This is a genomic window from Amycolatopsis sulphurea, from assembly GCF_002564045.1.
GTDB lineage: Bacteria > Actinomycetota > Actinomycetes > Mycobacteriales > Pseudonocardiaceae > Amycolatopsis > Amycolatopsis sulphurea.
Map to the genome: position 1 here is coordinate 4040837 of NZ_PDJK01000002.1, position 20096 is coordinate 4060932.

Consider the following 20096-nt stretch of genomic DNA (forward strand, 5'->3'; position numbering starts at 1 on the left):
CCGCCTGAACCCGCCGGTCACCCGGATTCCAGCTCCAGCAAACGACGTTTGCGCGCCACCCCGCCGCCGTACCCGGTGAGATCGCCGTTGCTGCCGATCACCCGGTGACAGGGCACCACGATGCTCACCGGGTTGCGCCCGTTGGCCAGGCCGACCGCCCGGAACGCACCCGGCTTGCCGATCTGCTCGGCCAGCTCGCGGTAGGTGATCGTCTCCCCGTAGGGGATCCGGGTGAGTTCCCGCCAGACGGTCTGCTGGAAGGGGGTGCCCCGCATCGTCAGGGCCAGGTCGAACTCCGCGCGCTCGCCCGCGAAGTACTCCGACAGCTGGCGTCGGACCTCGGTGAACGCCCGGTCGTCGCGCTCGCCGAAGGTGGCCGGGTCGGGCTGGTGCCGGTGGTTTTCCAGATATAGCCCGGCAAGCCCGCCGTCTCGGCCGACCGCGGTGAGCAGGCCGACCGGGCTTTCGAAGGTGGTGTAGGTCATGCCGTTTCCTCTCCGGCGGGAATGCGGTTGATCGGGTGGTCTCCGGTGGCCCACAGATGCTGCACGGCGTACGCGCGCCAGGGCCGCCACGCGTTGGCGCGCTCGCGCAACGCGGACGGCTGGGTGGGTAGGCCGAGGGTTTCCGCGGCGATCTTCACTCCGAGATCGGTGCCGACGAACGCGTCCGGGTCGCCCAGTGCGCGCATCGCGACGCTTTCCACCGTCCACGGACCGAAACCCGGGAGCGCGGCCAGCTGGGCGCGGGCACGGTCCCAGTCGCCGCCGACGGCGAGGTCGACCTCTCCCGAGACGAGCGCGGCGACCAGGCCGAGCAGGGTGGTGCGGCGGGACTTCGGCATCGCCAGCGTTTCCGGGTCGAGTGCGGCGAGGTCGTCCGCGGCCGGGAACAGGTGCGTCAGCTCGCCTTCGCGGTCCTCGATCGGAGTGCCGTGCGCGAGGACGAGCCGGGCCGCGTGCGTGCGGGCGGCCGCGGTGGAGACCTGTTGCCCGAGAACGGCACGGACCGCGAACTCGTCCGGATCGGTTGTGCGCGGCACCCGCCTTCCCGGCGCCGCGGCCACGAGCTGCGCGAGCATCGGGTCCGTGCTCAGCTGCTCGTCGACGGCCACCGGGTCGGCGTCCAGGTCCAGCAGCCACCGGCAGCGGCTGATCGCGGCCGCCAGGTCACGCAGGTCGGTGAGGCTCAGCCGGCACGCGATGTGGTCGGCCTCGGGCCGGAGCGACACCACGCCGTGCCCGTGCGGCAGGCGGAGGGTGCGCCGGTACGCGCCGTCCCGCCATTCCTCGACGCCGGGTACGGCCGTCGCGGCGAGGTGCCCGAAGAGGTTGTCCGGACACAATGGACGGCGGAATGGCAGCCGCAACCCGAGGACGCTCGGCGACTTGTCGCGTCCACCTCCGCGGGCCCGCGACCGCAGCTCGCTCGGCGTGAGGGCGAAAACCGCACGGACGGTCTCGTTGAACGTGCGGATGCTGGAAAAGCCGGCGGCGTGCGTGATGTCGCCCATCGGCATCGCGTTGGTCTCGATCAGCAGCCGTGCGGTCTCCGCGCGCTGTGCGCGGGCCAGCGCGAGTGGTCCGGCTCCCAGCTCCGCACTGACCTGACGTTCCACCTGGCGGACGCTGTAGCCCAGCCGCGTGGCCAGGCCTTGGACGCCTTCGCGGTCGACCACCCCGTCGGCGATCAGCCGCATCGCGCGGGCCACCACGTCGGCCCGTTCGTTCCACTGCGGCGAGCCGGGAGAGGCGTCCGGGCGGCAGCGCTTGCAGGCGCGGAACCCGGCCACCTGTGCGGCGGCGGCGCTCGGGTAGAAGCGCATGTTCGCCACCTTCGGCGGGACCACCGGGCAACTCGGCCGGCAATAGATCCGCGTGGTCACCACCGCGGTGAAGAACCAGCCGTCGAACCGGTCGTCTTTCGCTTGCACCGCACGGATGCAGCGCTCGGTCTCCTCGTGCACGAGGATCAGTGTGCCGCCCCCGCCGCCGGAAACCTCGCGAAAAAACGACATCACCCTTGCGGGACCGGGACCTCCGCGGACTTACGGGCGTCGACCACGGTGAGCCCGGCGAGCCGCGCGGTCAGCCCGCGCGGGCCGGGGGTGACGAGCAGAACGACCAGGTTGGCCCCGAGCCAGAGCAGCGCCCAGCCGGAGTTGAGGCCGCTGAGCACCAAGAAGCCACCGGTCCCGAAGACGAAGCGGACAAGGCAGCGCAGGATCGAAGGTCGCTTCCCGCGGGCGTCCGCCATGGCCAGCAGAACCGCGTGCTGGCCGACGGTGCCGCCGTTGGTCACGGCCGGGAGGACGAGCAGCAGGAGCACCGCAGGCAGGCAGGTGTGGAGCAGGCCCTCCACCGTCGGGTCACCTTCGGTCACGAGCCTCCCGGTCGCGACGTACCGGACGGATACCACGATGAAGTTCACTACCACGCCGACCAGGGTGACCGTGATGAGGTCGAGCATCATGCCGAGCAGCCGCCTGCCGGTACGTACCGGCCGTGGTTCCCCGGCGGGCCGCCGGATCCGGCGGCGCAACCGGAACGCCAGCGCCGCGCCCAGCGCCGCGCCGACCGTGTTGGACAGCAGGTCACCGGTGTCGAACAGCCGGTACGGGCACTTCATCAGGAACCAGACGCCGGTCAGCTGCGTAGTCTCGATCAGCAGCGACATGGCGAATCCGCTGAGGATGGCGAATCCGATGCTGCGCCCGAACAAACGCCGTATGAACACGCCCCACGGCACGAAGAACGCGACGTTGAACAACACCTGCCGCAGCGCCGGGTTGTGCAGCAGGTCGGTGTTGAACTGGTGAATGTCCGACAGGAACTGCAGCGGGTTCAACTCGGGGTGCCGCAGCTTCCGGTGCGCGGCGCAGTACGCCGCGTCGATGCGCGGGATCGGCATCAGGGTGTAGGTGACCAGCGCGAACGCGTACACCAGGAAGGCCGGTGCCGCGATCGCGCGGAACATGCCCAATTCGCCACGCTTGCGGTAGGTCACCGCGACGTAGGGCACCACCAGCAGGATCGCCAGGCCGATGCCGGCGAAGACCGCGACGAGCGTCGGCGCGCTCCACTGTGTCATCGAACCTCACCCTCTGTTGCCTGGGGAGGGTAACGGCGGTTCTCCCCGGGCAACGCGGCGGGCGGCGGTTTCTGTTGGCCCCAGTGTGGTCCGGCCGGTCCGAGCTGTCCGATGTGGTCGCCGGCGCCGGACCGGGCGGGTGGATCGTGCCACAAGATGGCCATCCGGGCGCCCCTGTTTCCCCTCCGCACCCCTGCCCGGCGGGTCCGGCTGTCCCTGCCCGCCCGGGCGGCCCACCATAAGGTGGTGGGAAGGAGCCGCCATGGTGCTCGTCGAAGAGGACATGCGCGCGCTTGACGATGTCCGGCGTGGATTGGTCGTGGTCCGCAACGGGTTCGTCGGAGCAGAGGAGTGCTACCTGTGGTCCGGCGGCGGACGGGTACCGCCCTGGGAGGCGCAGGCGGTGGATCGGCTGCGCCGGCGCGGTCTGGTGGTGCTCACCCGGCGACCGGGTGCCCCGGCCAGCCCGCTGGTGGCGACCGACCCGCAGCCGAGTGCCGTCTGAGCGTGCGGGGACGACCGGGACTGGAGCAGGACAGCCGAGGATGAGCGAGAACCCGAACGCGCCGCTGGGCGCGCCCTGGCCCCGGCCGCAGCAGGTGGCCCCGCCCGCGCCCGCCCCCGAATCGGCACCGCAACCCACCCCGCCGCCCTCGCCGCAGCGCCGGTGGCGGATAGTGGCCCTGGTGGCCGGCCTGGTCGTGTTGCTGGGGCTGACCGGATTCACCATCACGCGTTACGTCCTGCGGCAGCCGCCGCCCCCGAAGCCGCCTTCGCAGCCGTTCGACATCGGCGGGGCGTACGCGCGCGTACGCCCCGGTGTGGCGAACGTCGAAGCGGTGCTGGCCACCGGCCAGGGGGTCGCCTCCGGCACCGGGATCGTGCTCGGCGCGGACGGGCTGGTGCTGACGAACAACCACGTGGTCGAAGGCTCCATCGTCGTCCGGGTCACGCTGGCCGGCGGCCGGGTTCACGACGCGAAGGTGCTCGGCTACGACCGTTCCCACGATCTCGCCGTGCTCAAGCTCGCCGGCGTGAGCGGGCTGCCCACCGCGACGCTCGGCGATTCCGGTCAGGTCAAGCCCGGTGACTACGTGCTCGGCGTCGGCAACGCGGGCGGGCAGGGCGGGGAGCCGGCCTCGGCCGTGGGCCGGGTGACCGCGCTCGGCCGGTCGATCGTCGCCCGCGACGCGGAGACCGGTGCCACCGAGACCCTGCACGATCTGATCCAGACCGACGCGCCCGTGCGGCAAGGGGATTCCGGCGGGCCACTCACCGACACCGCCGGCCGGGTGATCGGCGTGAACGTCGCGGGCAGCGCGGGCTACGCGGTCGAAAAGGGTGAGCACGAGAGCTACACCATCCCGATCACGCCCGCCGCGGAGATCGCCGGGCAGATCGCCGCGGGTAAGGAATCCGGCTCCATCCACATCGGACCGAGCGCGTACCTGGGCATGACCGTGAACGAGACCGCCGATGGCGCCGGGGCGATGATCCAGGCGCTGGTCCAGAAGGGCCCGGCGGACGAGGCTGGGCTCAAGGCCGGCCTGCTGGTGGTCGGCGTCGGCGATCAGCCGGTGCGCTCGGCCGCCGATCTGATCGCGCAGATGGACCGGCACCACCCCGGCGAAACGCTGAAGTTCACCATCACCGGGCAGGGCGGGCAGCAGGCCACGGTGTCCGTGCAGGCGGCCAGCGGGCCGATCGGCTGAGCGTGCCCGGCCCGTTTCCGGCAGTTCCGGCCTAGGCTTGTCCCTGGTGGCCGGGGCGCCCGGCCGGGAGGGTGCTCCGGATGGCCGGATGGCGGACCCGTCGTCGGCGGGAAGTGGCCGACGAGGCGCTCGTGCGCTCCCTGTTCGAGGAGCACGGGCGGGCGATGCTCGGCTACGCCACGCGGCTGCTCGGCGATCGCGCCGCGGCCGAGGACGTGGTGCAGGAGGCGCTCGTGCGGGCCTGGCGGAACCCGGACAGCCTGGTCAACGGCCGGGGTTCGGTACGCGGCTGGCTGCTCACCGTGGTGCGCAACCTCGTGATCGACCGGGTCCGGGCGAGTCATGCGCGGCCGGCCGAGGTCGCCGGGGTGCCCGCCGGCATCCCGGTCGAGCACGACCACGCCGACCGCGTGGTCGACTCGATGGTGGTGCTGGCCGCGCTCGACGGGCTCTCCGCCGAGCACCGCGTCGTGCTGGAGCAGATGTACCTGCACGGCCGGAGCGTGGCCGAAGCCGCCGAACTGCTGGGCATTCCGCCCGGCACCGTGAAGTCCCGTTCGTATTACGGGCTGCGGGCGCTGCGGGAGCAGTTCCGCGACGAGCGAGCAGGAGCGGAGGGGATCGCCGGATGAACCGGGATGAGCACGTGGACCTGGCCGGATACCTCACCGGCCTGTTCGGCACGGACGAGCACCGCGCGGCCGAAGCGCATCTGGAGTGCTGCCCGGCCTGCCGGTCGGAGGCGGCGTCCCTGCGCGAGGTGCGGGGAATTCTCGGCGAGCTGCCACCGGAAGCGCTGCTGGTGGGCGCCCCGGAGGACGGGGACCTGCTGCTGAAGCGCACAGTGCACCGGGTGCGGACGGAATCGCGCCGCCGGACCGGGCGAGGCACGCTCGCCGCGGCCGCCGCAGCGGTGGTCGTCGCCGCGATCGGGCTGGGCATCGGCGTGGCCGTGGGCAGTTCGAACAGTCCCACGGCGGTCTCGCCGCCGACCATCGAAGCCCCGGGCATTCGTACTGTGCACGGCGCCTCGGGCGATGCGTCGCTCACCGCGACCATCGCGCCCGCGGCCGGCTGGGTCCGGGTGAACGCCATGGTGACCGGGCTGCCCAGCGGGGAGAAGTGCTTGCTGGTCGTCGAGGACAAGAACGGTGAACGCCAGATCGCGGGCGGCTGGGTGGTCACCGCGGAGAGCGCTCGCGACGGCGCGAGCCTGTACGGCTCGGCCATCGTCGACCCGGCTCAGGTGGCGGCGATCTCCATCGAGAACACCGCGGGCCATCGGTTCGTCCGTGCGGGACTGCCGTGAGTCACCCGAACCGTGCGGCCAGCCACCGGCGGGCGTGCTGCCACGGCTCGCCGGCGGGGTCGATCAACCGGAAGTGGTCGATGTCCGGCAGCTCGACGTAGTCCACTTCGTCGCCTGCTGCGCGCGCCGCCGTCACGTACTCGCGGCTGTGCGCTACCGGTACGCGTACGTCGGCGTCGCCGTGTACGACCAGATGTGGGCAGCCGACTGGCAGCTGCCGAAGCGGTGAGGCGGCGGGATCGTCATCGCGCAGGAACAGTGAGGCCGCGCCTTCGCCGAGTTCCTCCGCCGCACAGCGGGGTACGTCGGTGATTGGGGCCAATGCGACGACGCCGGACAAGCTCTCGGCCTTCCCTGCCAGCAGCGCCAGCTGCCCGCCCGCGGAGTGGCCGATCGCGACAGACGGGGCGCCCGGGGCCGCGGTACGGATCGCGGTGCGTACATCGTCGAAGGTCAGCGGCCACCCGCCCGTGTCGCCGTCGATGCGCCGGTATTCGATGTTCACCACGCGCCAGCCCGCGTCGGTCAAATCGGCGGCCATCGCGTCGAGCTGGTGGAGATCGTGTTTGGCGCGCCACCAGCCGCCGTGCAGCAGGATCGCGGTGCCCTTCTCCGGCGCGGTTCCGTGGAGTTCGGCGAACTGGCTGGGTTCGGCGCCGTAGCGAAGGGTTTCCATCGGCCCATTATCGAGGTACGCCGCCGGTGGCGTGGTGGTTGCAGGGCTGTGAAGGGTCCCTTCACGGACTGCGTCCAGGGTGTCGGCAAAGTCGGTGTGTGGGGCCCTGCGCAGACTGCGGAGGGCTGTGAAGGTCTGTGAAGGGCCCCTTCACGGACCCGGGACAGGTCTGGCGCACAGTGCGAGGTGGTCGCGCGTCTCGAACACCTCCGCTTCGCCTGCTGCCGGGTGCAATAGATCGGGATGGCAGGTGTCGTCTATGATGACGCGACAGCCACGGCTCTCTCTGCTGATCACGGGTCCTCGACCGACTTTGCCGGGACCCTGGCTTCTGAGTCCGTGAAGGACCCCTTCACAGCCAGCGCCTCGTTTGCCTGCCGGGCCGATCTCGCGAATACCGCCTGCGGTCGGGGCGGGTCGCGCTACCGTCGCGGGCATGACCACGCCCGTCGAAGCCTTCCTCCGCGATTACCACGACCGGAATCCGGCCGCGGCGTCCGAGCTGGCGGGAGCAGGGCGGCTGGTGGGGGACGACCGCACGGTGTACGAGGCCTTCGCCGAGTACGTCGGTGAGCCGCGCCGCGTGCTCGACCTCGGCTGTGGGGACGGTTCGCTGCTGGCGGTGCTCGCCGCCCGCGGTGCGGAGACCCTGGCCGGTATCGACCTGTCGCCGGGCCACGTGCGGCGAGCGCTCGTTACCCCCGCGCTGGCGGGCGCGGACGTGCGCACCGGGCGGGCGCAGAAGCTGCCGTTCGGGGATGACGGGTTCGACGCCGTCGTGTCCTTCATGGCGCTGATGCTGATGACCGATGTCGAACAGGTCGTCGCGGAGACGGCGCGGGTGCTCGCCCCCGGCGGCACGTTCGCGATCGGGGTGGGTGGCCCGGGGGAGGGCGCGCTGGCGGTGTTCCCGAAGATCGCGCGCCCGCTGTTCGCCGTGATCCCGGAAGAACGGCGCGTGCCCTCCGGCGGCGATCCGCGTACTCGGACCCGCGAGGGCCTTGACCGGCTCCTCGGCCCGGCCGGATTCGCCCCGGTGGACTGGCACGAGCTGCTGCTCGACGTGTCCGGTCCGCCGGAGCAGGTGTGGCAGACCTGCCACGACACGTACTACCAGATCGATTCGCTTGACGAGACGCAGGTCGCGGGGTTGCGGACGGCGTTCATGGTCGCCACGCGGGACCTGCTGACCGCGGACGGGGTGCTTCCGGCGAAGGCCAGGGTGAACGTGGCGGTCACACGGTTGTCGTGACTGCGGTTGGCCGCGTACTCAGTCGACCGCCGCTCCGAACCACCGGGTCAGCGCGGATCGAAGTGCGTCGACGTCGGGTTCGGTGTCTGAGGAAGCCCAGGCGACGTAGCCATCAGGTCGGACCAGCAATGCCGTGGGCGCGTCCTCGGCGGCGTCCGTGCACACCGTCGTCACTCGGTCCTGCCACGGTTTTCCTGCCGCGGCGAGCTTCGCGCCCGGGGTCAGGTCGAGCAGGATCGGGCGGGCTGCACGCTGTGCCGCGGCGAACGGCTCCGGATCGGTCAAAGTCAGGTCCGGTGCCCAGCGGCCGGTCCACGGATCCGGCGCGTCGCCATACCGGATGTCGTTGCCGGACAACAGATCCGCGAGCTGTTTGCGGACCACGCCGTGGCCGAGCAGCTCCCCGAACAGCGCGCGCAGCTCGGTGACCTCCGGACCCGGCGCGGTCAGCGCTCCCTGCGCCTGGGTGCTCATGACCACCCGGTGGCTGACCGGGCGGCGTTCGGCGTCGTAGCTGTCGAGCAGCCCCGGCGGCGCCCAGCCGTGCACCTCGGCGGCGAGCTTCCAGGCCAGGTTGGCCGCGTCCTGCAGGCCGAGGTTCAGACCGGGGCCGCCGATCGCGGAATGCACGTGGGCCGCGTCGCCGAGCAGGAGCACCCGCCCGGCGCGGAACCGCTCGGCGATCCGGGTGTTGCCCCCGAGCAGCCTGCGCAGCTGGAACGGCCCGGCGCCGGCGGGCGGGGCGAATGGCAGATCGGTGCCCAGCACCCGGCGGATGCTTTCCCGGACCTCGTCCAGCGTCGGTGGCACCTCTTCGGGCGGGGCCGGCACGCCTCGTTCGGAAACATTCACCGACGGCGCGTTCGCATCGAAGGGTGCGTAGGTGAAGACCCCGGTTTCCGTGCGGTAGTGCAGGAACGGCGGGATCCGGTGCCCGGCCGGCCGCAGCCCGCCGGTGGCCGGGTCGATCAGCTCCGGCGGAATCCGGACCTGCGCGCTGCGTGACACCGAATCGTCCCGGGAGACGCCGGGGAACTCGATCCCGGCGAGTTTCCGTACCGTGCTGCGGCCACCGTCCGCGCCGACCAGGTATTCGGCCGTGAGCCGGTAGGGGCCGTCCGGTCCGGTCACCTGCACGGTCACCGAGTCCGCTCCGGCGGTGAATCCGGTGCACTCGTGCCCACGCCGGATTTCGGCACCCAGCTCGGCGGCGTGCCGCGCGAGGACCCGTTCCAGCTCACGCTGCGGCTTCGGCAGGACGTACACCGGGTTGTCCGCCAGGTCCGCGAGATCGAGCCGGAACCCGCCGAAAATGAATCCGGGCACCGGCTTCGGCGCGGCCTCCCCGGTGAGCTGCGCGTAGAGGCCACGGCGGTGCAGCAGCGGCACCACCTGGCCGACGAGGCCGTTCGCGCGGTGTTCCTCCTTGGCGCCGGGCAGCCGTTCGAGCACGACCGGGCGGATCCCGGCCAGGCACAGTTCGGCCGCGAGCAGCAGGCCGTTCGGCCCGCCTCCGGCGATCACGATTTCCGGCATGATTTCCCCCACGGGGTCAGGGCAGCAGCACCTCGGCCAGCTGATCGAAAGCCTGGTGCAGCGCGGTTTCGAACGGAATCGGAGGAGCGGCGCGCAGCCAGCGCAGCATGGCCGCCCGGACCGCGCCCCCGGCGGCAGCCGCGACCAGCATCGGCCGCAGGTCGTGTTCCGGGCCTTCACCGAGGCGCTCGGCGATCGCCTCGGCCAAGGCCTGCTCGGTGGCCGCGCCGGCTTTCAGGAATTCGCCCTGCAGCGCGGGTTCGGCGATCATCAGCCGGACGCCTTGTGTCCACTGTGGATCGGGTTGGCCGCTGTCCGCGGTTTCGCCGCGGTCGCACCGGTACTGGTCGAGCACGGCCTGGCGCAGCGCCGTCCACAGTGGTTCATCGGCGGGGCGGGCACGCAGGTGATCCGCGATGGCCTGCGCCCGGTCGTACTGCCGCGCGGCGATCGCCTCGGCCTTGCTGGAGAAGTAGTTGTTCACGGTGCGCGGCGAAACGCCCGCTTCACCGGCGATGTCGTCGATGGTCACGTTGCCCAGCCCGCGTTCCACGGCGAGCGTGATCGCCGCCCAGGAAATCGCCCGGCGCGTCTCCTGGCGGCGGCGTTCCCGCAGGCTGGGGCGTTCGGTCACGGCTCCGACGCTACGCCTGAATGTGCGTGCCGCGCAATCTTTGCGTGTTGCGCAAGTTAGGGCAGGACGCGGCACAGCGCGGCGAGCGTCCCGGACCAGGCGCTGGCCGAGGGTGTGCCGTAGCCGATGACCAGCGCGTCCCGGTCCGCTTCGACGTCCGGGTGGCGGAACCGGTCGAGGCCGTGCACGGCGAGGTCCTGCCACGCGGAGCCCTGGACGACCGCGCTTTCGTTGCCGGAGGGCAGTTCCACCAGCGCGTGCAGTCCCGCGGACAGGCCGGTCACGGCGGCCTCCGGGCAGTGTTCGGCCAGCGCGGCGACGAGCTGGTCGCGGCGGCGCCGGTAGTGCTGCCGCATCGTGCGGATGTGCCGGTCGTAGGCGCCGGAGGAGAGGAATTCGGCCATCGCGAGCTGGTCCACGGTGCTGCAGTGCAGGTCGTGGTCGCCCTTCGCCTTGGCGACCGCGGGCGCGAGCCGGGGCGGCAGGACGAGCCAGCCCAGCCGCAGTCCCGGGGACAGCGCTTTGCTGGACGTGCCGAGATAGACCACCTGGTCCGGGTCCAGGCCCTGCAACGCGCCGACCGGGCCGCGGTCGTAGCGGAACTCGCCGTCGTAGTCGTCCTCCAGTACCAGGCCGCCGGTGCGCCGGGCCCAGTCGAGCGCGGCCATCCGGCGGTCCGGGTGCAAGGCGACGCCGGTCGGGAACTGGTGGGAGGGCGTGAGCAGTACTGCGCCGGCGCCAGGTAGATCGTCGAGCCGGTCGGTACGCGCGCCGTCGGCGTCGATCGGTACCGGCGGCGTGTGGATCCCGGCAGTCGTGAGTCGGCGTCGGTGTGCGTACAAGCCGTAGGACTCGACGGCGATTTCCGGTGTGCCACGGTGTTTCATTACTTCGGCGAGCAGCAGCAGGCCGTGTGTCACGCCGGAGCAGATGATGACGTGGTCCGGGTGCGTACGCACGCCGCGGGTTCGTGCGAGGTAGCTGGCGAGTTCGGTCCGCAGCTCAGCTCGGCCGCGCGGGCTGGGAAAGCCGAAGGCATCGTCGGGGGCCGCGGCGAGTGCACGTCGTGTTGCTTTCGCCCATTCCACCCGCGGAAAGGTCGACGTATCCGGCAGTCCGGAGCGCAGATCGTGGACGTGCCGATGTCGGGTTGCGGGCCGTGGCGTCGCTTTCGCCGGTGCTGTGGCCGCGTGCGCGGCAACCCGGGTTGCCGCACCCTGCCGGGCAGTGAGCCAGCCTTCGGCGACCAATCCCGCATACGCTTGCGCGACGGTATTGCGGGCTATGCCGAGATCCGCGCCGAGCGTGCGGCTGGACGGCAGTTTCGCGCCCGGAGCCAGCCTCCCGGTGCGGATAGCGTCACGCAAGGCTTCCATCAGGCCTTCGCGCAGCCGGGGGCCGCGCAGGTCAAGATGCAGGTCGTCGCCGGCAGAAGTGGCCCACTGATCGTGCATGGAAATGGACCATAGCAAGAGACCAGTGTTCAGTAGTGTCGGTGCCATGACCACAGACGCCATGACCACGCCAGACGAACGGCTCGCCCCGCACAAGCCCCGCATCAACCTCGCGGAGTTCGCGCACGACGCGTACAAGGCGATGATCCGCCTCGATGCGTCTGTCAGGCGCGGAATCGACCCGACGCTGGCGGAACTGATCAAGATCCGTGCGTCGCAGATCAACCACTGCGCGTTCTGCCTAGATATGCACACCAAGGACGCGCTCGCCGCCGGGGAGACGGTGGAGCGCATCGTGCAGCTGTCCGCGTGGGAGGAGTCGAAGCACTTCTACACCGCGAAGGAGGTCGCCGCGCTGGAGCTGACCGAAGCGATCACCGTGCTCACCGACGGGTTCGTGCCGGACGAGGTCTACGGGCGGGCCGCCGAGGTGTTCGACGAGGCCGAGCTGGCCCACGTGATCGCCGCGATCACCGTGATCAACGCGTGGAACCGTTTCGGGGTCGCCAGCCGCGGCGTGCCCGGCGAGTACCAGCCCGCGCAGCGCTGAGCTTCACAGGCTCCGCAGCAGGCGCAGCGGGTTCTCCACGCAGTCCGCGACGAACCGGAGGAACCCGCCCGCCACGCCGCCGTCGCACACGCGGTGGTCGAAGGCCAGCGTCAGCTCGGTGATCTTGCGCGCGGTCACCTCGCCGTCGACGATCCACGGCCGGTCGATGATCCGGCCCACACCGAGGATCGCGACCTCCGGGTGGTTGATGATCGCGGCCGAACCGTCCACTCCGAACACCCCGTAGTTGTTCAGGGTGAAGGTGCCGCCGGTCAGGTCCACCGGGGCGAGCCCGCCCGCGCGGGCCTGGCCGGTGCGTTCGGCCAGCGCTGCGGACAGTTCTTCGACGCTGTGGGTGTGCGCGTCGCGGACCACCGGGACCACAAGCCCGCGGTCGGTTTGCGTGGCGAATCCGAGGTTGATCGCCTTCGAGAGCACGATTTCGTCACCCTCGAGACGTGAGTTCAGCTCGGGGAACTGTTGCAGGCCCGCCACCGTGAACCGCGCCAGCAGCGCCAGCAGGCTGATCTTCGGGGCCGCCGGGTCGGCGTTGAGCGCGGCGCGCAGCCGCAGGAGTTCGGTGGCGTCGACGTCCACCCACACGGTGGCTTCGGGGATCTCCCGGCGCGAGCGGGTGAGCTTGTCCGCCACCGTCTTGCGCAGGCCCCGCAACGGGATTCGCTGGTCGGCTTCGGTGTTCTGGGTGTGCTTCGGGGTGGGTTTGTCGACGGGGTTTTCGGTGGGCTTTTCGTTGGCTCTGGCGATGGCCCGCTCGACGTCGGCGCGGCTCACGATCCCGTCGGTTCCGGTGCCGGACAGCGTCCGCAGGTCCACTCCGGACTTCCGGACAAGCTGCCGTACCAGCGGTGAGATCACCCGAACACGGTCCGAAGTGGACGGTGCGGCGGGCGCCTGCCGAGCGCGGCCACGCCGGCCGCGGCGGGCCTGCGCGGCCGGCGTGCCGTAGCCGATCAGAACGTTGCCGCTGCCTTCCGGGGAGACCACGCCGGGCTCGACGAAGTTCGCCGCCTCTTCCACGGTGATCAGCGGACGGCCGACGGTGAGCACCTCCCCGGCTGCGCCATGCAGCGTCGCGACGCGGCCGGCGAACGGCACCGGTACTTCGACGCTTGCCTTGGCCGTCTCGACCTCAACCACGGTCTGGTCGACCGCGACGGTGTCACCGACTGCGACGTGCCAGGTGACGATCTCCGCCTCGGTGAGCCCTTCGCCGAGGTCGGGCAGCTTGAAGACGGCCATCACGCCTCTCCGTCGGCCAGCGGGGCGCTGTCGTCCCACTGCAGCCGGTCGATCGCGTCCAGGATCCGGTCCACATCCGGCAGATGGTGGCGTTCCAGATTCGGTGCCGGATAAGGAATGTCGAAGCCGCCGACGCGCAGTACGGGTGCTTCCAGGTAGTGGAAGCACGTCTCGGACAGCTGGGCGGCGATCTCCGCCCCGTACCCGCAGAAGCGGCTCGCTTCGTGTACGACGACCGCGCGTCCGGTGCGTCGTACGGACGCGGCGACGGTGTCCAGGTCGAACGGCGCGAGACTGCGGAGGTCGACGACCTCGGCCTGGTAGCCCTCGTCCGCCGCAGCCTCGGCAGCTTCGAGCGTGGTGCCGAGCGCGCCTCCGTACGAGATGAGCGTGACGTCGCTGCCTTCGAGCCTGACGACCGAACGGTCGAGCCCTGGTGAGCGAAGCGTCGGGTCGATGGTGCCCTTCTCCCAGTAACGTCGCTTCGGCTCCAGGAAGACGACCGGGTCCGGACAGTCGATCGCTTCGCGCAACAGCGTGTACGCATCAGCGGGCGTGGCCGGCGTGACTACGCGGAGTCCCGCAGTGTGGGTGTAGTAGACCTCGGAAGAGTCGCAGTGGTGCTCGACACCGCCGATGCCGCCGCCGTACGGCACGCGGATCACGACAGGCAGTTCGACGTGGCCCTTCGTGCGGTTACGCAGCTTGGCGAGGTGGCTGGTGATCTGTTCGAACGCGGGGTAGGCGAACGCGTCGAACTGCATCTCGACGACCGGGCGCAAGCCGTTCATCGCCATCCCGATCGCGGTACCGACGATGCCCGCTTCCGCAAGCGGTGTGTCGAACACCCTTGCTTCGCCGAAGCGGTCCGTCAGGCCGTCGGTGACGCGGAAGACGCCACCGAGCGTGCCGACGTCTTCCCCGAAGACCAGTACGCGCTCGTCCTCGGAGAGTGCGTCGGCCAACGCGCGATTGAGCGCGCCGGCAAGGGAGACCTTGGTATCCAGTGTGGCCGTCATCAGCGCTCCTCGAGTTCCGCAGCGAGTTCGGCTGCCTGCGTCCGCAATGCGGCTGTGGGCTCGGCGTAGACGTGCTGGAACAACTCCGCGGGGTCGAGCACCGTGTCGATGTTCATCCGCTCGCGCAACGACGCTGCGTCCGCTTCGGCGCGTACGTCGATCTCCTGCTGCGCCTGCTCGGTGAGAAGCCCACGGTCCGTGAGGTACTGCTTGAGCCGGGCGATCGGGTCGCGCTCAAGCCACTCCTCCACCTCCGCGCGTTCGCGATAGCGCGTCGCGTCATCGGCGTTCGTATGCGACTCGATGCGGTACGTGATGGCCTCGATCAACGTCGGCCCTTCGCCGGCCGCTGCCCGCGCGACGGCCTGCTCTGTTGCCGCGTGGACGGCAGCTGCGTCGTTACCGTCCACAAGCACTGACGGCATTCCGTAGCCGACGCCCTTGTACGCCAGCGAAGGTGCCGCAGTCTGCTTCGCCAGCGGCACGCTGATCGCGTACCCGTTGTTCTGTACCAGGAAGACCACTGGCGCCTTCCATACCGCGGCGAAGTTCAACGCTTCGTGCGTGTCGCCTTCGCTGGTGGCGCCGTCGCCGAGTAGTACCAGCGAAACGGTGTCTTCGCCCTTGACCCGCGCAGCGTGCGCGAAGCCGACAGCGTGCAAGGTGTTCGTGGCCAGCGGCGTGCACTGCGGTGCGACGTTCGCGCGGTACGGGTCGTAGCCGCAGTGCCAGTCGCCGCGCAACAGCGTCAGGACTTCGATGGGGTCGACACCACGCGCGACGATCGCCATCGAGTCGCGGTAGGTGGGGAACAACCAGTCCTGTGGCCGCAACGCGAGGACGGCGCCGATTTCGCATGCTTCCTGCCCACGCGCGGACGGATACACCGCGAGCCTGCCCTGTTTGGTGAGCGCGGTCGCCTGCGTGTCGAACCGGCGTCCGGCGACCATGCCGCTGTGCAGACGCAGCAGCACTTCGTCCGCCGGCATCGGCAGCCCGGGCTGTTCGACCCGCTTGCCGTCCGGGGAGACCAGGCCCAGTGGTTCTTCGCTGGGCAGGAAGTGCGACGCGGCAGTGCGTTCCGTGGTGGTCACCGGCAGCTCCGATCGATGCTCGGCCAAGACGAGTAGGCCTGATCCTCGCTCCCGGGCGATCAAAGGTCCATGGATCCTCTACAAGTATGGAATGATGGCTGTGTATACCTGCTCATGCTGGACCATTGGCCCCGGAAGGAACGCGGATGCCCGAGCCAGGTGGACGAATGGCGGCCGCGCTGGACGAGGTCGACCTGAAACTCATCGCCGAACTGAAGGCGGACGGCCGGGCCTCGATGCGCGCCCTGGCCGAGCGAGTCCACATCTCGCGCGCCGGCTGCTACACGCGCGTCGAACGGCTTCACCGGGAAGGCGTGATCACCGGGTATGCCGCCGTCACCGATCCTCGGCGGCTCGGCCAGGGGCTCGCCGCGTTCGTGTACCTCAAGGTCACGCAGAACAGCTGGCGGACCGTCAGCGCGGACCTCAAGCACATCCCCGAGATCGAGCACGGCGGCCTGGTCTCCGGGGACAACGACCTGATCCTGTTCGTCCGCACCCGTGACGCGGACAGCCTGCGCGACCTGGTGTTCGAGCGCCTGCAGGCGATGCCGGACGTGCTCTCGACCCACACCGTGCTGGTTTTCGACGAGCTGTGATCAGCCCGGCAAGCGATCCTTCACCAGGTAAACCGCATGCGCAATATGCCCGCCGACGTCGCCGGACTGCGGCGTGATCCGGTAACCCGCGCGCTCGTACATGGTGATGTTGCGCTTGCTCGCCGCCCCCGTGAACAAGGTGAACCGCGGCAGAGCTCCCGGCGCCTGCCCCTCCGCATACGCCAGCAAGAACCGCCCGAGCCCGCGCCCGGCGAGATCCGGCGCGACCATCAGCCTGCCGATCTCCCACCCGCCGTTCTCCACGCGGGCGCGCACGGCGCCGATCAGCCGTGGCCCCTGCCGCACCACCCAGCCGTGCCACGTCCCGATCGATGCCCGCAAGTCGGCGAGATCCTCGTGCAGCGCGGGGATTTCCGTGGTTTCGTTGAGCAACGCCTCCTGCATCCAGCAGCATCGCTGCAGGACCAGCAGTTCAGCCGCGTCGTCAAGGGTCGCCGGGCGCAGCCGCGTATCGGGCAGGCCGACCAGTTCGTCAAGCTCCACCCGACCTGTTTAACCACTCCCGGCGACCACGCGCAACGCGATTCGCCGTGGTTCGGCTGCCAGGGGCGTGATCTGGTGCGTACCGGTCTGCTGGCTGTTCGACTTGCCACTGCTCGCCGGGCCGACCAGGTGGTACACCGACTTTCGGCCTTGTGCGCTCTCCTGGCGTCGGGGTTTGCCGCAGCTACTTGCGCTGCTGTTGTGCTGGCTTGTGGCCGCTCCCGGTGTTGCTGTGCTGATTCGTGTTGCTGCGGTGTGTTTCCCGTCGTCGAGCACCGGGCCGATGTTCCTCTCCGGCGTCACGAACCCGGGCACCTCGGCGTTGGTCGTGTCCACGCATAACATGTCCACACCCTCGTCGCTGAGCCGGGAGAAGCCGGCCAGGTCGGTCAGCCAGCCGTTCAGCGGGAGCTGGTCGAGCTTGATGCCGCAGGTGTGCAGCACCACCCCGGCCGGGGTGGTGCTGCACACCGCCAGCGCTGCGGTGGCTTGCGCCGTTGTGCTGGCTTGTGCTGTCGCTCCCGGCTTCGCTGCGCTGATTCGCGCTGCCGGGGCCAGTTCTGCCGCGTCGACTCGCGCCCCGGCCCGCGTCGCCACGCACACTCCGCAGCCCGTTGCGGTGCCGCTTTGGGCGCGGAGGGCGGAACCCGCCCCGGCACCGTGGTTCACGAGCCCACCGCGAACTCCGTCCCGAACGGATCACGCACGGTGACCATCCGTCCGTAGGGAGTGTCCACAGCGGACACTGTCTCGCCACCGGCTTCGACCCCACGGGCTGCGGCCGAGTCGGCGTCGTCGGCGAGGAAGAGGGTGCCCCATGCCGAGGTCGCCTGCGGTTCGCCGGTGATTCCGCCGATCTCGTGCCCGTCCGGGCGGCGCAGGAAGGTGAAGTCGATGCCCGGCAAATCTTCGTTGCCGTCGAGGGTGAAGCCGAACACCGTGCGGTAGAACTCGCGCGCCCGTCCGGGCTCGGGGGTGACGAGGTCGTTGCGCATCAACGTGGCCGCCTCGTTGACCAGCCGGCAACCCGGCAGACTGCGCCCCTGCCACAGCCCGAACCGCGCGCCGGTGGGATCGACGGCGAGCGCCGTCCGCCCCCGGTCCTCGCGCTCATGCGGCTGCACCACGACCGTCCCGCCGGCCGCGGTGATGGCCTCGGCCGTGCCGTCGCAGTCGTCGGTCGCCAAGTAGACCGTCCAGCCCGCGTGTTCGCCCTGGGTCAACCCGGCGACCGGTAGCCCGCGGTACAAGCAGTCCCCGCCGTCGAACTCCCAGCCGAATACCGCCCGGTAGAACCTTTGCGTCCGTTCGAGATCGGGCACCGTCAGCTCGATCCAGACCGGTGTGCCGAACGGCTGGTTCTCATCGACTGAACTCATCAGATCGTCCTCCTCGCCAGGTGATGCCGGGAACGCTAACGGCCATTGCGGACAGTTGGAGTCCTCGTTCCGTGTTCACCATGTGGGAGGAGGTGGCTGCCTCCTGGATCAACGGCGCATGCTGATCTTCTTCGCCCTCGTCCCTTCCCGGCTCCGGATCGGCAGGCACGCATGACCAGCTCGCCACTCGGCAACCCCGCCTGGACCGCGCTCGACGGCCCGCACGCCGGGTTGGCGGAACGAAAAGGCCGGGTCCTGCGCTATCCGGTGGCAATCTCCCCGTTCCTCGCCGTCCCGGATGACCCGGACCCCGCGGTGTGGCAGGACATCGCGGACCTGGTGGCTCCCGCCACGACCGCCACCGTGGTCGGCGGCGTCGATCTGCCGCTACCGGGCGGTTGGGCACTTTTCGCGGAAACCCCTGCGGTACAAATGAAAGCCGAAGCCCACCCGGTTCCGGCGGAAGCTGCCTCCGGCTCGGCGGACCCGGCGAGCGAGGTCACCCGGCTGACCGTGGACGACGTACCCGAAATGCTGGACCTGGCAGCCCGCACCCGGCCGGGCCCGTTTCGGCCGCGGACCATCGAATTGGGCACCTACCTGGGCATCCGCCGCGACGGCGCACTGGTCGCGATGGCCGGGGAACGGCTCCGCCCGCCGGGATGGACCGAAATCAGCGCGGTGTGCACGGATCCCGCGTTTCAGGGACAGGGCCTGGCCGCACGGCTCGTGCGGGAGGTGATGGCGGAGATCCGGACCCGCGGTGAGCGGCCGTTCTTACACGCGGCGACGGCCAATGTCGGCGCGCTCCGGCTGTACGAGCGGCTCGGGTTCCGGTTCAGCAGAGCTGTGCGGTTCAGTACCTATCGGCTCCCGGAAGACTGAGGGCTGGAGCTCGGAGCCGATCGGACTGAGCGAGGGGATCCGGCGGGTTGCCTGGACACGGTCGTTGAGGGATGAGGTTGGGTTGCCTTGGTGCGGGCTTCGGGGGCTGCGGACTCAGGTGGCCGAGGTAGGTGCACCTGAGTCGGGTGTTGTGGCAACCTTCATTTGTTCAACGGATGCGCGTTCACTGGATCTCCTTGGGGAAGGAAGCCCTGGCCTGTTTGAGGATTTCGGTCCCATCTGCAACGCCGCCACCTCCGCCTTCTCGTCCTTTGCGGTGTGCAGGATGGGGATGTCGGCACCGGGGGTGCAAGGCTCTGCGGCTTGGATGGCGAGGTTGTGTCAGCGGGGCGGTATCGGTAGCGGTGGGGGCTTGCCGCGAGAGGGCGAGGTATGGAGTTTGGTTCTGGACATGGGTGGTGTGGGGCTTGCCGGGGTGGCGTGGCGTCGGGTGGTTTAGGGCGGCAAAGACAATGCCGCGGGCTGATGTCGGGAGAGAAGGGAACGATGAGGCTGGGCTGCCGGGTGACGGGGGAGCTTCTGTGGTGAGCGGTGCGTCGGGAGTCGTCGTGTCGGGTGGCGGTGGGGTACTGCGGAAGTAGCGGGGTGGTTCGGGGCGTGATGGTGGGTGGGGTGCCGGATCACTGTGCGGTGGATGTGGTGGCGTGTTGCGGAGGCTGTTGTGGCGGGCAGAAGCGAAGGACGCGGCGAGGCGGGGAGTCGTGGAGTGTCCCAGAAATGCGGCGGCGTCGGGGTTGGCGGTGCTGCCGGGGAAGTTGTGGCGAGCGCAGAAGCGGGCATTGCTGTGGCGAGCGGTGGCATGGCGTGCGGCGGCGATCGTTGTGGTGCGGGGCAGCGGGCGCAGAGCCATTCCCGTCGGGGGTGGAGAGGTGGGTGTCGTCGCGATGCGGGTCGGCGTGAAAGTTGCCGCGGGGTGTGGGTGTGCCGGAATCCTTGTGGCGCATGGAGGCGTGGATGTCGCTGGGGCGGCGGGGAGCGGGCGGAGGTATATGCCGTGGGCGTGGCTGCCCAGGACCGTGTCTCTGGCGGCCAGGTGGATGGGCGGTGGTGAGGTCGTGATCGGGCGGCAGCGCGGCGATGGGGATCTTCGGCGTCGGGGAGCGACGGTGATTCTTCGAGATA

20 protein-coding genes and 1 pseudogene are annotated in these 20096 nt (G+C 70.2%); 8 read left to right on the plus strand and 13 right to left on the minus strand.

All coding sequences use genetic code 11. The features are described from left to right. Positions 1-17: 17 nt before the first annotated feature. The 3 genes from ATK36_RS24675 to ATK36_RS24685 are packed head-to-tail and all read right to left on the minus strand — an operon-like array spanning position 18 to position 3090. Complete coding sequence (locus tag ATK36_RS24675; protein ID WP_098513666.1) at positions 18-485, minus strand: methylated-DNA--[protein]-cysteine S-methyltransferase; 468 nt, start codon at positions 483-485, stop codon at positions 18-20. After that, a complete protein-coding gene (locus tag ATK36_RS24680; protein WP_098515155.1) occupies positions 482-1966 on the minus strand; it encodes an AlkA N-terminal domain-containing protein in 1485 nt (494 codons plus the stop codon). Before ATK36_RS24680 ends, ATK36_RS24675 begins: the two co-directional genes overlap by 4 nt. Positions 1967-2016: 50 nt before the next feature. Then, complete coding sequence (locus ATK36_RS24685; RefSeq protein WP_098513667.1) at positions 2017-3090, minus strand: VanZ family protein; 1074 nt, start codon at positions 3088-3090, stop codon at positions 2017-2019. Positions 3091-3352: 262 nt separating this feature from the next. Here ATK36_RS24685 and ATK36_RS32465 point away from each other — a divergent pair, with 262 nt between their 5' ends. From ATK36_RS32465 to ATK36_RS24700, 4 genes are all read left to right on the plus strand, one after another. Then, a complete protein-coding gene (locus ATK36_RS32465) occupies positions 3353-3595 on the plus strand; it encodes a hypothetical protein (protein ID WP_170069887.1) in 243 nt (80 codons plus the stop codon). A gap of 40 nt (positions 3596-3635) precedes the next feature. Beyond that, positions 3636-4802: a S1C family serine protease gene (locus tag ATK36_RS24690; protein WP_170069888.1), complete on the plus strand. Its 1167-nt coding sequence runs from the start codon at positions 3636-3638 to the stop codon at positions 4800-4802. An 80-nt stretch (positions 4803-4882) separates the two neighbouring features. Further along, a complete protein-coding gene (locus ATK36_RS24695) occupies positions 4883-5434 on the plus strand; it encodes a sigma-70 family RNA polymerase sigma factor (protein WP_098513669.1) in 552 nt (183 codons plus the stop codon). Beyond that, a complete protein-coding gene (locus ATK36_RS24700) occupies positions 5431-6111 on the plus strand; it encodes an anti-sigma factor family protein (RefSeq protein WP_098513670.1) in 681 nt (226 codons plus the stop codon). Before ATK36_RS24695 ends, ATK36_RS24700 begins: the two co-directional genes overlap by 4 nt. Before the next feature lies 1 nt (position 6112). Here ATK36_RS24700 and ATK36_RS24705 read toward each other — a convergent pair whose 3' ends face one another. Beyond that, positions 6113-6787, minus strand: coding sequence for an alpha/beta hydrolase family protein (locus ATK36_RS24705; protein WP_098513671.1), 675 nt, complete (start codon positions 6785-6787; stop codon positions 6113-6115). Between the two features lie 436 nt (positions 6788-7223). On the opposite strand from ATK36_RS24705, the gene ATK36_RS24710 reads away from it, so the two are divergent. Beyond that, positions 7224-8039, plus strand: coding sequence for a class I SAM-dependent methyltransferase (locus ATK36_RS24710; protein WP_098513672.1), 816 nt, complete (start codon positions 7224-7226; stop codon positions 8037-8039). A gap of 18 nt (positions 8040-8057) precedes the next feature. On the opposite strand, the gene ATK36_RS24715 is transcribed toward ATK36_RS24710, so the two are convergent. The 3 genes from ATK36_RS24715 to pdxR are packed head-to-tail and all read right to left on the minus strand — an operon-like array spanning position 8058 to position 11663. Then, positions 8058-9575 (minus strand): FAD-dependent monooxygenase, encoded by a 1518-nt coding sequence (locus ATK36_RS24715; protein WP_098513673.1) that lies wholly within the window; start codon positions 9573-9575, stop codon positions 8058-8060. 16 nt (positions 9576-9591) lie between these two features. After that, positions 9592-10209 carry an acyl-CoA-like ligand-binding transcription factor gene (locus ATK36_RS24720; protein ID WP_098513674.1) on the minus strand — a complete coding sequence of 206 codons (618 nt, stop codon included), beginning with the start codon at positions 10207-10209 and terminating at the stop codon, positions 9592-9594. 56 nt (positions 10210-10265) lie between these two features. Next, positions 10266-11663, minus strand: coding sequence for a MocR-like pyridoxine biosynthesis transcription factor PdxR (gene pdxR / locus ATK36_RS24725; RefSeq protein WP_098513675.1), 1398 nt, complete (start codon positions 11661-11663; stop codon positions 10266-10268). A gap of 46 nt (positions 11664-11709) precedes the next feature. On the opposite strand from pdxR, the gene ATK36_RS24730 reads away from it, so the two are divergent. Beyond that, entirely contained in the window at positions 11710-12213 is a 504-nt protein-coding gene (locus tag ATK36_RS24730) for a carboxymuconolactone decarboxylase family protein (RefSeq protein ID WP_245915095.1), read from the plus strand. 3 nt (positions 12214-12216) lie between these two features. On the opposite strand, the gene ATK36_RS24735 is transcribed toward ATK36_RS24730, so the two are convergent. The 3 genes from ATK36_RS24735 to pdhA are packed head-to-tail and all read right to left on the minus strand — an operon-like array spanning position 12217 to position 15586. Further along, the gene (locus ATK36_RS24735; RefSeq protein ID WP_098513677.1) at positions 12217-13473 is read right to left on the minus strand and encodes a dihydrolipoamide acetyltransferase family protein; all 1257 of its coding nucleotides are present in this window, start codon (positions 13471-13473) and stop codon (positions 12217-12219) included. Continuing rightward, positions 13473-14492, minus strand: coding sequence for an alpha-ketoacid dehydrogenase subunit beta (locus tag ATK36_RS24740; RefSeq protein ID WP_098513678.1), 1020 nt, complete (start codon positions 14490-14492; stop codon positions 13473-13475). The genes ATK36_RS24735 and ATK36_RS24740 overlap by 1 nt, the downstream gene beginning before the upstream one ends. Further along, on the minus strand, positions 14492-15586 hold the full coding sequence (pdhA, locus tag ATK36_RS24745; RefSeq protein WP_098515156.1) for a pyruvate dehydrogenase (acetyl-transferring) E1 component subunit alpha: 1095 nt from the start codon (positions 15584-15586) through the stop codon (positions 14492-14494). Before pdhA ends, ATK36_RS24740 begins: the two co-directional genes overlap by 1 nt. A 146-nt stretch (positions 15587-15732) precedes the next feature. Between pdhA and ATK36_RS24750 the strand changes: the two genes are divergently transcribed. Next, a complete protein-coding gene (locus ATK36_RS24750; protein WP_245915103.1) occupies positions 15733-16185 on the plus strand; it encodes an Lrp/AsnC family transcriptional regulator in 453 nt (150 codons plus the stop codon). On the opposite strand, the gene ATK36_RS24755 is transcribed toward ATK36_RS24750, so the two are convergent. The 3 genes and pseudogenes from ATK36_RS24755 to ATK36_RS24765 all read right to left on the minus strand — a co-directional run bounded on the left by ATK36_RS24755 (position 16186) and on the right by ATK36_RS24765 (position 18068). Further along, on the minus strand, positions 16186-16689 hold the full coding sequence (locus ATK36_RS24755; protein ID WP_245915106.1) for a GNAT family N-acetyltransferase: 504 nt from the start codon (positions 16687-16689) through the stop codon (positions 16186-16188). Between the two features lie 260 nt (positions 16690-16949). Next, positions 16950-17169: pseudogene (locus tag ATK36_RS24760) on the minus strand (ribonuclease J); the annotation flags it as partial. A 185-nt stretch (positions 17170-17354) separates the two neighbouring features. Next, the gene (locus ATK36_RS24765; protein ID WP_098513680.1) at positions 17355-18068 is read right to left on the minus strand and encodes a VOC family protein; all 714 of its coding nucleotides are present in this window, start codon (positions 18066-18068) and stop codon (positions 17355-17357) included. A gap of 171 nt (positions 18069-18239) precedes the next feature. On the opposite strand from ATK36_RS24765, the gene ATK36_RS24770 reads away from it, so the two are divergent. Continuing rightward, complete coding sequence (locus tag ATK36_RS24770) at positions 18240-18953, plus strand: GNAT family N-acetyltransferase (RefSeq protein ID WP_098513681.1); 714 nt, start codon at positions 18240-18242, stop codon at positions 18951-18953. The last annotated feature ends 1143 nt before the right edge of the window (positions 18954-20096 follow it).